The following is a 12,993-nucleotide window of genomic DNA, read 5'->3' as shown; positions in this document are numbered from 1 at the left end:
ATTCATCTCCTCGAAGCGGCGAGCGGCATGCGCGCGGGCACGGCACGGCGCGCGGCGTGCGAAGGGGCATCGCCTGGCGCGACCCTCGATGCCTCTGCCTGCAAAACCTGTTCGAGCGCGTGGAGTTCGCCGCGCGCGCGGCGCACGGATTCGGGCTCGCGCTCGGCTTGCGGTCGACTCTGCGTTTCGGCTGACGCAGCGGCCAGATCCGGCGAGGCTGGCGTGCGCGCCGTGAAAAGATCGCTGTAGTCGGCGGCGGACGAGCGCCGGTTGGATGCCTCGAGCACCTTCAGCTCCGCCGCGATATCCTCGTTCGCCAGATATGCGACCTCTGTAGCGATGCGCGTCGCGGAGCCGTTCAGGATGCGTGCGAGCGCGGCCTCGGCATCGGCGAGACGGCAGGCGAACAGAAACACGTAAAGATGGGCTGCATCGGCCGTAAAGACATCGCCCGCGCGGCGCGGTTGGCATTGGGCGAGGGCGTCGACGTGCGCGAGCATGGCCGGCAACGTCAGCTTGACGAGCACATGCGGCAGGCGCAGCATCGCGCCGCGCTCGAAGGCGCCGTTCGCATGCGCGCAGAACGCGCCGACGCTCAGATAACCCGTCGCGGCCTCGGCGAGCGATGCGGCGAGCGCGGTCCGATAATCGGGCATCAGCGGCCGCGTATACAACTGGCCTTGCAGCGACTGCAGCAGCGATTCGATGCGCGAGAACGGCACGTCGCGTCCGATCACGAGGTTGGCGCCGAGGCTCAACATGAGCAGTTCGTACTGGTGCCGAAGCACTTCGCCGCGTTCGACCACCGCGATCTTGAGCGCCCGGCCGCACCTGCGTCTCAACAGGTGCACGGCGGCGCACAGCGCTTCCAGTTGTGTGCCATCGCGATGCGCCAGCACGACCGTTGCGCCGCGCGCAAGCTCGCATGCCGCGACCACCGCGTCGCGATCGTCGAGCACTTCCCACTCGCGCGGCACCCACGGCTCGTCGCCGACCACCGCGCGGCTCACGACCACGCGCTGCTCGTCGTACGCGATACGCGCCGCATGTTGCGCGTTGGACCGTTGCTCGTGCGGCGCGACGGTCAGGCGGCCATCGTCGGTGAAGCGCAGCGGGCGCACATCGCCGGTCATGAGCGCCGTGCCCGTGCGCCAGAAGTCCACCTGCCAGAGCAGCTCGCCGTGCGTGCGCCTGATACGCGCGACGCCGGAACACGCGCCATTGAGCTCACCGTGCCCGGCGGAGGCGACCGTATCGTCCCGGCCAAAGGATTCGTCGATGCCGGTCTCGCTCGCGCCGGCGTGCGGGCCGAGCAGCAACACCATCGTGATGCCGCGCGCTTCGCACCAGCTCGCGAGCAGCCGCCCCTCGCGCGCGAGCGCGGCGGGATCGCCCCACGTAAACCAGCGCTCGGCGCCTTCGACGAGATAGAGCGCATTCGAGCGAAAGCCAAAGCGCTTGAGCGCGCGCAGCCCGCCGAAGAGACGCGCGAGCGCGGGCGGCTGCGCGTCTTTCGCGCCGGTTTCCTCTGGCATTGCGAGCACGTTCAGGCGGCGCGGCCAGCCAGCCGCGGTCGTGCCGGAGAAGCCCAGTTCGCGCAGGCGCACGGCGGCCTGCGCGCGCTCGCGCGCGAGCACCACGGTCACGTGACGTGTGTTTGCCGCGCGTGCGCTGGCCCAGATGAGCGCATCGCATTCCGGCGAGCGCGGCGCGACGTGCACCGCATAGAGCGCCCCTGGCATGAGCGTCGTGAGATCGACGGGCAGCGCATCGACGGCGAGACGGCCGGTCGGGCGCCTGCCACGCGCGGCGCGCGCGCGGACGAAGCGAAAGAGTGCGGTCAGCACGTCCGGCGCGGATCGTGAAGGCGCGGCGCGCGATGCGCCGCCGGGTCGGTTGGAGTCGTTGCTCACGCTGAAATCCGTTCCTGCAATCGATGGCGCGTCTCGCGCGCAGGCGTTGTCCGAAGCATGTCCTGGCGTCCGTTCAATAACTCGAATAGAGACGCACCGGCGTCGGGCTGATGCGGTAATCGTCCTTGCGCGCGGAGAACGCGATGCGTGCGTAGATCATCCCGGAACTCGGCGCATAGTCATGCGAGTGGTCGATGTTCAGGCGCGCGCCCACGACGAAATAGGGATTCACGCGGTACTGCACGATGGCGGCGAATCCGTACGAGAAGCTGAGGCCGCGTGTCGAACTGCCGCTGAAGACGTTGCTCGACTGATCCGCGAGCGGCGCAAGCCCCGCCACCGACGGCAGGCCGATCGGAAAATACGGGGAGTCCTTCTCGTAGGAGTTCGATACGCCGACCGTGGCGGTCACGTCCCACGTGAAGCCGTTGCGCCGCCCGATCCACTCCACCGGCACGCCGAGCGAGAGATAGCGCTGCGGGCTGTAGTAACCGCCTTGCCCGTAGGTGTAGTAGCGCAGATTGTCCGTGTAGTGCCAGGCGTTGCCGACGAGACCGGTCAGCACGCGCATCGTCGCCTGCTTGTATATCGGCACGTTGAAGCCGGTCCTGAGGATGAATTCCTGGTTGCTCGCGACGTTGCGCCCCGTCAGCTCGCCCACGCCGAGATCCGCGAAGGTGCTCACCTGGCCGATGTCCGCGCCCACGTGCACGTCGATGCCATCGCGGCGCACGCCGCCCCACACGGTATGCGTGAGCGGATCGGTGAGACCGGCATAGGCCAGCTCGCTGCTCGTGACCGCGCGGCGCGAGGCCGAAACGGACAGGCTCGCCGGACCCGCGTCGAACCGGTAGCGCAGGCCGCCGACGAGGTAATGCACCGGAAAACCGATGGGCGTCGTGCCGAGGTCGGCGCGCCAGGCGTCCGACGTGTAGCCGACGCCGCCGCCCAGGCCGTTCGCGTGCTGATGCAGATCGCCTTGCGTGACCGGCGAGCCATCCAGGTACTTGAGCAGCTTCGTGTAGGAATCCGGCTTGCCGTCGTAAAAGCCTGACGTCGTGCCGAACGTCTGCACGGCGTACGGCACGCTGGGCGGCACTTGCGGGTCCACCGGGTTGGGCAGCCAGCTCGTGTCGAGTGTGCCCGCGTCGAGATGCACGGCGTCGACGTGCGCGAAGAAATGCCCGTCGTAGCGATACGGAATCTGCACGTACACCGGCACCTGCTGGGCGTGATATTCGGACACGCCCGCATCGCCCGACTTGTACGCGGGGATCCACGCCGTCTCCACTTCGGGATTGCGGCGCTGCTCGAGATCGTCGAGCGCGGCCCGTCCGGGCGTCGTGCGGATCGCGCCGGCCGGCGTGCTGAAACTCTGGCCCGCTCCCGAAGCGAGGCCCGCCGCGCGCTCCTGTTCGACGGAGAGCCGGTACAGCGAAGCGGCGGCGTCGTACTGGCCGAGATCCTCGGCGACGCGGCCCGCCTGCACGGTGACGTCCGCGCGCGCCGGATAAGCGACGCGCAGCGCCTGGGTGATGCCGTTCGCCTCCTGCGGGCGGCGCAGCGCGGCGAGCCGCCGCGCGACGGACAACCGAGTATCGACGTCTTCGGGCGGCGTGGCGTCGGCTACGCGATGCACGATGGCAAGGGCTTCCTCGCGCGCGCCGCCTTCGCCGAGCACGCGTGCGAATGCGAGCTGCGTTTCGGGATCGTCGGGCGTGCGGGCGAGCACCGGCGCAAGCACGGCGCGTGCTTCGCGATAGCGGCCCTGGGCGCGCGCGAGATCGGCCAGTTCGAATGCATAGCGCTTGTCGCGGCGGCCGGCCTCGCTCACCGTATCGAGCAATGCGCGGGCGCGGTCATAGCGCGCGGCGTCGATCGCTTCGTCGGCCTGACGCAGCACGAGGCGCAGCGCCTGATCCTCGAGACGCTCCGATTGACGCGGCGTGAGCCCGCCATCGCGGCGCAGTGCCGCGTGCGTGGCCGCGAGCGCGTCGTCCTGCCGTGCGCTGCCGAGCAGATCGCCATAGCGCAGCCGCACGTCCGCATCGGTTTGCTGCGGATGCGCGTCCATCCAGTCCGTCAGCAGCGCGAGACCCCGTTGCGTCTCACCCTGATCGATGTAGAGCGAGCCTATCGACGCGAGCATGTCCGGGTCGTCTTTCGCCAGCCCTTGCGCGGTTTCGAGCGACTGCCGCGCGGCGGCGGCGTCGCCGGTTGCCAATGCAGCGCGCGCCGAGGCGAGCGCCTGTTGCGCGTCCAGGTTGCGGGCGAGCGCGCGCATTGCGTCGCTGCGCTCGGACTCGGGCACGGAAGCAAGTGCGGCTTGCGCGCCCGCGAGATCGTCGAGCGAATTGCGGTAGAGCGCGCTCGCATAGCGCATTTGCGCGCCCGGCGCGCGCGCGAGGCCGTCGTCCATCACGGCGCGGCCGAGTTGCGGAAGACCGAGATTCCGATAGAGGCGCGCGAGTGCGAAGCGGGTCCACGGCTGGTCCGGATCGATGCGCAGCGATGCTTCGTACTTCTGTGCCGCCGGGCCGTTCTGTCCGCGCGCGACGAGCTGCTGCGCGTCGCTCGCGGCGAGGTCGGCGCGCATCTGCGCGAGACTCTGGCGATCGTCAGCGGCGGTGAAACGGCTTTGCAGCGCGTCGATGAGCGCTTCGACCTCATCGGCGCGTCCGGTGCGCTCGAGCAGCGTGCGCGTGCTGCGCAGCGCCGAGATGCTCGGCTCGCCGCCGGCGAGCTGCGCGCGCAGTATGGGCTCGGCGGCGCGCCAGTCGCCTTGTGCGAGCAGGGCGTCGGCGAGCAGGAGCTTCGCGTCGGCGCTGGCCGGCTCGACCGAGAGCGCCTCGCGCGCGAGGCGTTCGGCGTCCTGCGGCTTGCCCGCACTGGCTGCCTCGCGGCCCCGGGCGAGCAAGCCCCAGAATTGCGCCGTGCGTGCGAGGCTCTGCCACTTCGCGCGATTGTCCGGCGCGAGCGCCGCGGCGCGCTCGAACAGCGGACGTGCTTCATCGCGCTTGCCCTCGCGCATGCGCAGCAGGCCGAGGCCGCCGAGCGCCTGGGCATCGTCCGGACGCGCGGCGGCGGCGCGTACGAGCAGCGGCGCCGCAGCAGCGATGTCGCCACGCGCGAGCGCAGCCAGCCCGCGCTCGCGCGCAATGTAGTCGGGGTCGCGTTCGAGCCGGCGCTGTGCGTCGATGCGCGCGTCGAGCTGATCGGCGCGATCGCGGAATTCGGCGTCATCGGGCACGAGCGCAAGGTACGCGCGCAACGCGGGCAGATAGGCGGTGTCCGCGCCCGCCGCCTCCAGCACGTGACGCCAGGTGTCGAGCGCGGCATTGCGGTCGGTGTCCGTGCGCGTCGCGAGATTCCATGCGATGCGGTTCGCTTCGGCGCGCGTCGCGCTGTCCGCGTTGAGCAGGCGCGCGAGCGTGAGGGCGGCGTGCACGTCCGCCGGGTCGGCGGCGACGCGGCGATGCAGCGCGTCGAGCGCTTCCTTGCGGCGCGCAGGCAACGCCGCGATGATCTGGTAGTACTCGGCGCCAAGCGCCCCCGACGGCGCGCCATGCGGCAACAACGCGACGAGCCGGCGCACGGCTTCTTGCGTCTGGCCGCTGCGCGACAGCAGGCGGATGGTCGCCATCTCCTGACGTCCGCTTCCGGCAACGCGAAATTCGTCGTCGATCTGCTGGACGAGCGCGCCGTCCGCGCCGCCTGCTTTCATGCGCGCGAGCGCCGCCTGGGCAGCTTGCGTGTTGCCGAGGCGCAATTGCGCGAGCGCGAGTTCGGCAAGGAGACGCGGATCGTCCGGTGCGATCAAAAGCGCCTTGTCGATGGCTTGAAGCGCGAGGTCATCGCGATGCTTGTTGGACCAGACGCGCGCCGTGCCATGAAGGCGTGCGGCCATGGGCGGCATGGGCGCGAGCGCTTGCGTTGCCTGCGCCTCCGGGCGTGAAGCGAAGCCCGCCTGAGCAAGACTGCCTGCGTTTTGCGACGGCCATGCCGTGTGCTTCGACGAAGAATTCGACGCGGACGATGCTTCCTTCGAGGCGCCCGCGGCCGGCTGCATCGCGTGCGCGGACATCGCGGCCAGCTGCGCCGCGCAGACGAAGCTCGTCGACGCGAACGCCGCGCCGATCGCGTTTTGCTTCAGTCGTGGCCCTCGCATCATCGACCCGCTCCGCACTCGAATGCGGCGGCCCTCAGCGTGCCATCGGGCGCGAATCGAAAGCGGCCCTCGCGCCATCCGAGACCGAAGAGTGTCAACACGCTCGTGTAGTAACCCGGCGCCGATTCGCGCGCGGCGCGTGCCGCCTGCGCATCCGCGAGCGCGCGCTCGCCGCGTGCGGCAAGAAACGGCACGGCGGCGGCCGAGAAACCCGCGTTGCCGTCGTTCTCGCCGGGCTCGCCAGTTCGCGTATCGACGCGCTCGGGCGGCGCACCGTGCCGCTCGATATGGGCCGCGAACGGTGCGAAATGTTCAAGCAGCTTCGCTCGCGCGGCGTCGCCTTCGTCGAGCATGCCCGCCCATAGATAGACGCGTATCGCGTTGTAGGCGCTCTCGGCCTGCGTTTCCTGATCGGCCGCGAAGCCCTGATTCGCTCGATACACGGCCCAGTCGGGCGAGAAGCCGCGCGGCGCGGTGTCGATCAGCATGCGCGCGCTCGCCGCCGCGAGACGCGGCCAGCGCAGATCGCCCGGCAGGCGTGTGCCGATGCCGCGTATCACCTGCAGCGGTGCGTAGCTCGGGTTGATACGCCAGGTGGCGGCGGTTGGATGAAAGCCTGTCGTTCCCGGCAGCAGCGTGAGACCGGGGCCCGGCAGCGTGGCCGCTTCCTCGTCGAGCACGCGTGTCGCGAGCATCGCGCCGCGTGCCGTGTAGCTGCGCTCGTCCCACGCGCGGCCCGCTTCCAGGAGTGCGTAGGCAATCCAGAGATCCGCGTCCGATGCGGCGTTGGCATCGAGCACGCGGAACTGGCCGGCGTCGTCGCGGCCCCACAGCCAGGCGGGCAAGTGCGAGGTGAGATCGCCTTGCGCGAGCTTGTCCTCGGTCCAGTGCAGGATCGTGTCGAAGGCTGCGCGGTCGTTCGCGACGAGCGCGAAGAGGAGGGCGTATGACTGCCCTTCGGAAACCGTGCGCGTATCGGCTGAGCCGACATCGATCACGCGGCCGTCCTTGGAGATGAAGTCGCGCTTGAAGTTTTCCCAGCGCAGCCAGGACGATGCGCAGACAGGCCGGCTATCGGCCGCCGTTCCAATGCGCGGCGCGTCCGTGACACTCGCCGCGAGCGCTTTTGCACCGGTGACACTCAACGCAAAGCCGAACGAAGCAACGCACAGCGCGCGCGCAGAAACCAAAGCCATCATGCAAGCGCTCCGGCGACCATGAGCGCCACGCGGCAGAGTAGAAGACCCGCCATCGCTCAGATACCCCTGCGGCGCGCGGCCAGTTCCTGAAGCGCCGTGAATGCGGCGATCGCGAGCAGCAGACCCGCCAGTACACCGGCTACGCCGAGCAGCGCAGGGTGCCGCACTGCAAAGCTCCACAGCTTCGCGTACCACGGCACATAGCCGATGACATAGGTGTCGCCAACGCGCATGCTATCGACGACGCCGCGCCGCACGAGCGACACGTCGCCTTGCACCTGCGAAACGCGATCGGACCTTTCGAGCACGTCGAGCAGGTCGGCTAGGCGATCATCGCCGGTCGCCGCGAGCGCGACAACGCTGCGGCCCTTCGTGCCCGGCGCCTCGAAGCCCATCATCGCGGCGAGCGGTCCGCTCTGATCGAGCGATGCGCCGCCGTGCGTGGCGAGCTTGCCGTCGCGCCAGCGTTCGCCGACCGAGAACGACGCGCGCGCGATGCCGTCCTTCGAGGCGGCCTCGCCGATGCTTCCGATCGACAGCGGCAGCGCGTCGCGCCAGCGCGCAAGCACCGGCGATGACGACGAGCCGCCGATCACGAGCAGGTCCTTCTGCGCGAGGCCCGGGACGTCGGCGGGACGGGCGATCGTCACCCGCAGTGCCGGGAAGCCCGTCCACTGGCCCATGTGACCCAGCATCGTCAGCATGGTTTCGAGCTCGGCGCCGGTCGGATGATCCGGGATCACGACGGCCGTTTGCGCCAGGTCCGCGACCCGCGTGAACGGAAAGCCGCTGTTGGCGAAGAACGCGAGGTTCGGCATCTGCGCGTAGTGCACGAAGCCGGAGAAGTCGATGGTCGAATCCGGGTCCACCGCCGCCCGGGCCGGATTGTTCTGCACGCCCGCGCACAACCCGGTCTTTTGCGAATCCAGATTGAAGCGCAATTGCAGCTGGTTCGAGCTGCCCACGCGAAACGCCGGAATGTCGAGCGCGCTGGCCGAGCCGCTGTTCAGGCCGGAGAGGAGCGGCAACTGAAAGCGGCCCTGGCTATCGTCGGTTCGGGCGACCGGCAGGCGGAACGATTTCACCAGTTGGTCGTTGATGTCGACGGCGAGCGTGGAGTTGTTCTGCACCGTCGGCGCGGTGTAGCGATACTTCAGGTTGAGCGGCACGCCTGCGCTGTTCCAGGCAAACAGGTCTGCGGGCACGCGCAGGTTGAGGCGAATCGGCTCGGGTGTCCCGCCCGCGACTTGCAACTGCGATGGCTCGCCGATGAGATCCCTGAAGGCGACAGCGCGATCCGTGGGCAGCCAGCGCGGCGCGTCGTAAGGCTCGCGCGGCTTGCCGATGTCGACGTGCGCGGCCTTGACCGACGCGCCCGACATCGCCGCGCGGCCGAGCACCAGCGCGAACACCGCGTCGTCGACTTCGGCCGCGGTGCGTCCGGTCACGACGAGCAGCTTGCGGTCTGTCGATGCCGGGTTGTCCGTGACGAAGATCGTCGGGCCGTCGATCTCCGGCAGCGCGCCGCGCGCCGACAGTTCGGCAGGCAGTTGCGCGCGCGTGCCGATGACCGCCGCGTGTTCGTTCGCCGGCAGCGACGTGCGCGCCGGGAAGCGTGCCTGACGATAATCGGCGAGCGCGCCAAGCCACGAGGCGAGCACGCCCGCGCTCTTCAGCGTCGCGCTGTCGGGCGATGCGGGCAGCACGAACGGCAGCGTGAGGCGGTTCACGTCGCGCGCATCGAAGAACGGCGCGGGAAGGAGCGCGAGATCGTTCGGCAGTCTGATCGGTGCAGTGTCGAGGATGAATTCGCTCGTCGGGCTGACGTCGGCCCACAGCGCGCTGCTGGCCGGATCCTCGCAATGCTCCAGCGTGTAATGCCCGATGAAGCGCAGGCCGAACTGGTTGTAGTCGGTGAACAGATGCGGATCGATGGGGATGTCCTGCGTGACCATCGTTCCAGCGTGCTCCTTGTCGAAGGGCACGGTCGCGATCACTTCGTTGTTGATCGACACTTTGATGTGCGAGAGCGCGAATGCGAGCGCGGGCGAATACGTGTAGCGCAGACGCAGACGCGCGCCGGTCACGACGCGATCGAGCCGCACGCCAAGCGCGACCGAGCGCGCGTCCTCGAGACCGCGCAGCCGTAGCGGCTCATACGCGCCGAGCGCCGAGAACGGGACGCGGATCGATTGCGCATCGCTGGCGGCGATTGCAGCGGGCACTTGCGAAGGTGCGGTGGCGGCAGGCAACGCGGCAGCGTACAGTGCGCCGACAGCCGTCGCCAGGCAGAGACAGAGAGAAGCGACGGTTTTCATCGGCAAGCCTTCTTTGAGTATTGCGACCGCGTGCCGTGTCTCACCACCACGGCAGCAAGCGTCGCATAATTCGTAACCATTTCTACCAACCCCACGCATCCTTCGTAAAAAGCCACGTCCCGCCATGGCCAAATCATCCCTAACTCAGCGCCCGTCCTCTTCCGCCGCGAAACCACGCAACGGCAAACGCAGCGGCCTGATGCGCGGCTTCTTCGCGTTGCGCCATTCGCGAGACGGAATCGCGGCGACCTGGCGCGAGGAGAGTGCCTTTCGCCAGGAAGTGTGCGGCGCCGCGCTTTTATTGCCGATCGCGTTCCTCGTGTCCGTGAGCGTCGCAGAACGGGTGTTGCTGGCGAGTTCCGTGCTGCTCGTACTGCTCGTGGAATTGATCAATTCGAGCATCGAAGCCGCTATCGACCGGATCTCGCTGGAACGCCACGAGCTCTCCGGGCGAGCGAAGGACTGCGGCAGTGCGGCAGTCACGATCGCCATCGTGATTTGCGCGATCACCTGGGGCATGATCTGCGGGCCGCTTGCATGGCATTGGGTCCGCGTCTCGTATTGATGAGGATCGTCGTTCCGAGGTTCAGCGTGCGTACGTCCTGCGATTGCTCGGAAGACGACCTGATCTTCCAGTGCATCAGAAGTTATGTCGGCACTCGAAGCCAAATCTTGATGCCTGCTGCATAAAAAAATCTGCCGCATTAGGGCCGCGGCAACTTCGCATCGAGCCTGAAGGTGCGAAAGCTCCGCGCAAACGTTTACCGTTGCAGTCACGCTACACGCGCAGATTCAAATGTGTGCAGACTAACTTATCACGATGATTAGTATGTCAAGGTGCGAGCGGTCTTCGGCAATATCAAGAATAAGCCGATTACCCGGGACGGACGTGGCCAAGCGCGCAAGACCTAGCGCTGATAGCGCTAGGTACGGTATATCGCCCCACCGCGCGGCGGGGCTTTTCTTATGAGACGTTCGCCCGCGTTGAACGGTCTTATCCCCTTGGCCCGTATTCACGGTGATTCCACGCTTTCGAGCGAACGCGCTTAGCCAAGTAATGAACGACGGCACATTTTCAAAAACTGCGCCTGGTGCTTCGCTGCGCCTACGCATGCAAGCGAATCGCAGTGACTTTTGCAGGGCGGCGATAAGATTCGCGCTTCATACAATGCACCGTCTTTCGCTCTGGATTTCGCTCTGGATGAGACAGGGCAGTCGCGATGAAGGCAACCATGAGAGGGGCCACGCTCCACGCAAAGCCCCAATCGATGCGCCGATGGACAAGCATCGTCTCAGGGTCATCTTTGCCGCGGCGGAGCGTGCTGCCGAGGCGACCGTCACGACGCAGTTTGGGCATTATGACGAGTTCGATCCGCAACATGGCGCAGCGTACGACAGGATTTTCTATAGCCTGTTAGCAAAGCGTTGTCCCAACGCGAATCTGGAAGATCTGTTGAAGATCCTGAACTCATAGGAGTCGACGTCCGTCTCAGATTGTTCGCTCCGGTCTGCTTGCAATTTGCGAGATCAGATTGTCGAGAAGATGAAAAGAGTGGACCTGACGTTCTCCAATGGACGCGCTCGTTTCCTGGGCCGAGTAGCTTCGACGGGTCGCGAATCCGAATCACGTCGCCAAAGCGGGCAATGCTTCTGCTCGGGCTTCAACGTCAATGGTTTTGGCGGGGCAAACGTCGGCGCGGCCTTCGAGGCGCTCGCGGACGATCTCGAAGCCGCGCGCCCGGTGACGATCGCGACGGTCAACGGCGGCGTGTTCGGCGGCGCGACCGATCTCGCGCTCGCCTGCGATTTTCGTGTCGGTGTATCGCACACGCGAATGTTCATCCCGGCGGCAAGGCTCGGGCTGGTCTTCTATCAGGGCGGGCTGCATCGATATGTGTCGCGGCTGGGCGTGAACGTCGCGAAGACGCTGCTGCTCACGGGCGCGCCCTATGATGCGCGGCAGAGGCCGGCGTGCGGTTTCCTCACGCATCTCGTCGAGCTTTCTGCCGCAATCGTCTAGGCTTCGACACGATGCAGATAAACCGCGTCGAAGCCCAGGTTCACCCTCAAAACGCACCCTCTATACAGACGCTGGGCTTTCTGCGGGAAGGCTACCAGCGTCAGGCCGGGTACTGGTGTGGCGCCTATCACGATCTCCTGCAGTTCGCGTTGTTACGCTCTGAATACCGACGTCGTATCTAGCGAACTGGTCAAAGGCCGCACTTTCGCGGGACATGTTACAGAATACTGTCCAGCGCTTTCGCGAACCTGGCCACGGTGCCTTCGATGTCTTGAAGCTTGTCCAGGCCGAATAAACCAACACGGAAGGTCCTGAGATCTTCTGGCTCGTCGCATTGAAGAGGAACGCCAGGCGCGATCTGCAATCCAGCATCGACGAATTTCTTGCCGGATCGTATTCCCTCGTCGTCCGTGTAGCAGACCACGACGCCCGGCGCCTCGAAACCTTCGGCGGCTACGCTTTTGAAGCCCCTGTCAGCCAGGAGCGAACGAATGCGTTTGCCAAGCTCAAGTTGTTCCGCTCTCACTTTGTCGAAGCCATATGCCTCGGTTTCCTTCATGACATCGCGCAGTGTCGCGAGACTGTCCGTCGGCATCGTAGTGTGGTACGCAAAGCCATTGTTCTCATAGGCTTCCATGATTTGCAGCCACTTGCGGAGGTCGCAAGAGAAGCTGGTGCTGGTCGTCGCGTCGATTCTTTCGCGGGCAAGGGGGCCGAGCATGACCAGTGCGCAGCAAGGTGACGCGCTCCATCCCTTTTGCGGGGCGCTGATCAGTACATCGATGCCACTGGCTTCCATGTCGACCCAGACCGTACCGGAGGCGATGCAATCCAATACAAACATTCCGCCGACGGCATGAACCGCGTCGGACACCGCGCGCAAATATGAATCGGGCAGTAGTATCCCGGATGCGGTTTCGACGTGCGGTGCGAAGACAAGATCCGGCCTCGTTTGCCTGATTGCGGCGACGACTTCTTCCACTGGAGGCGGTGCATATGCGGCCTGCCTGCCTCGTTCGACCGGACGCGCCTTCAACACCGCCGATTCAGACGGAATGCCGCCCATGTCGAAAATCTGCGACCAGCGGAAACTGAACCAACCGTTGCGGATGACGAGACACTTTCTGTTCGTCGCGAACTGCCGGGCAACGGCTTCCATGCCAAAAGTCCCGCTGCCCGGGACGACCACGGCAGACTTGGCGTTGTAGACCTTTTTCAGGGCATCGGAAATGTCGCGCATAACGCCCTGAAAGAGCAGCGACATATGATTGATCGATCGGTCGGTGAAGACGACTGAGTATTCGAGGAGTCCATCGCGATCGACATCAGGGAGTAACGCTGGCACGCTCGCCTCCTTTAACAGACGAATGAAGGA

Annotated in this window: 8 protein-coding genes; 3 read left to right on the top strand and 5 right to left on the bottom strand. The window is 66.5% G+C overall.

Going from position 1 to position 12,993, the window contains the following annotated elements; translation table 11 throughout:
* Positions 1-2: 2 nt before the first annotated feature.
* The 4 genes from bcsE to bcsB all read right to left on the bottom strand — a co-directional run bounded on the left by bcsE (position 3) and on the right by bcsB (position 9,598).
* Positions 3-1,913, bottom strand: coding sequence for a cellulose biosynthesis protein BcsE (bcsE, locus tag AC1Z32_RS37700; protein WP_483483944.1), 1,911 nt, complete (start codon positions 1,911-1,913; stop codon positions 3-5).
* 73 nt (positions 1,914-1,986) lie between these two features.
* Positions 1,987-6,084: a cellulose synthase subunit BcsC-related outer membrane protein gene (locus tag AC1Z32_RS37695; RefSeq protein ID WP_483483943.1), complete on the bottom strand. Its 4,098-nt coding sequence runs from the start codon at positions 6,082-6,084 to the stop codon at positions 1,987-1,989.
* Positions 6,081-7,280 (bottom strand): cellulose synthase complex periplasmic endoglucanase BcsZ, encoded by a 1,200-nt coding sequence (gene bcsZ / locus AC1Z32_RS37690; protein WP_483483942.1) that lies wholly within the window; start codon positions 7,278-7,280, stop codon positions 6,081-6,083. The genes AC1Z32_RS37695 and bcsZ overlap by 4 nt, the downstream gene beginning before the upstream one ends.
* A gap of 56 nt (positions 7,281-7,336) precedes the next feature.
* A complete protein-coding gene (gene bcsB / locus AC1Z32_RS37685; RefSeq protein ID WP_483483941.1) occupies positions 7,337-9,598 on the bottom strand; it encodes a cellulose biosynthesis cyclic di-GMP-binding regulatory protein BcsB in 2,262 nt (753 codons plus the stop codon).
* A 124-nt stretch (positions 9,599-9,722) separates the two neighbouring features.
* On the opposite strand from bcsB, the gene AC1Z32_RS37680 reads away from it, so the two are divergent.
* From AC1Z32_RS37680 to AC1Z32_RS37670, 3 genes are all read left to right on the top strand, one after another.
* On the top strand, positions 9,723-10,163 hold the full coding sequence (locus AC1Z32_RS37680) for a diacylglycerol kinase (RefSeq protein ID WP_483483940.1): 441 nt from the start codon (positions 9,723-9,725) through the stop codon (positions 10,161-10,163).
* A 711-nt stretch (positions 10,164-10,874) separates the two neighbouring features.
* A complete protein-coding gene (locus AC1Z32_RS37675) occupies positions 10,875-11,072 on the top strand; it encodes a hypothetical protein (protein ID WP_483483939.1) in 198 nt (65 codons plus the stop codon).
* A gap of 69 nt (positions 11,073-11,141) precedes the next feature.
* Positions 11,142-11,618, top strand: coding sequence for an enoyl-CoA hydratase/isomerase family protein (locus tag AC1Z32_RS37670; protein WP_483483938.1), 477 nt, complete (start codon positions 11,142-11,144; stop codon positions 11,616-11,618).
* 217 nt (positions 11,619-11,835) lie between these two features.
* Here the strand turns inward: AC1Z32_RS37670 and AC1Z32_RS37665 are convergent, their stop codons facing one another.
* Complete coding sequence (locus tag AC1Z32_RS37665) at positions 11,836-12,963, bottom strand: pyridoxal-phosphate-dependent aminotransferase family protein (protein ID WP_483483937.1); 1,128 nt, start codon at positions 12,961-12,963, stop codon at positions 11,836-11,838.
* Between the last annotated feature and the right edge of the window lie 30 nt (positions 12,964-12,993).

The organism is Caballeronia sp. 11_S32 (genome assembly GCF_056930355.1).
The sequence above is the reverse complement of the archived record's forward strand: the minus strand, read 5'-3'. Positions and strand labels throughout refer to the sequence as shown.

Coding starts and splice junctions, on each gene's coding strand:
- AC1Z32_RS37670 (WP_483483938.1), top strand. CDS start 11,142: ATGAAAAGAGTGGACCTGACGTTCTCCAATGGACGCGCTCGTTTCCTG.
- AC1Z32_RS37695 (WP_483483943.1), bottom strand. CDS start 6,084: ATGATGCGAGGGCCACGACTGAAGCAAAACGCGATCGGCGCGGCGTTC.
- bcsB (WP_483483941.1), bottom strand. CDS start 9,598: ATGAAAACCGTCGCTTCTCTCTGTCTCTGCCTGGCGACGGCTGTCGGC.
- bcsZ (WP_483483942.1), bottom strand. CDS start 7,280: ATGATGGCTTTGGTTTCTGCGCGCGCGCTGTGCGTTGCTTCGTTCGGC.
- AC1Z32_RS37680 (WP_483483940.1), top strand. CDS start 9,723: ATGGCCAAATCATCCCTAACTCAGCGCCCGTCCTCTTCCGCCGCGAAA.
- AC1Z32_RS37675 (WP_483483939.1), top strand. CDS start 10,875: ATGGACAAGCATCGTCTCAGGGTCATCTTTGCCGCGGCGGAGCGTGCT.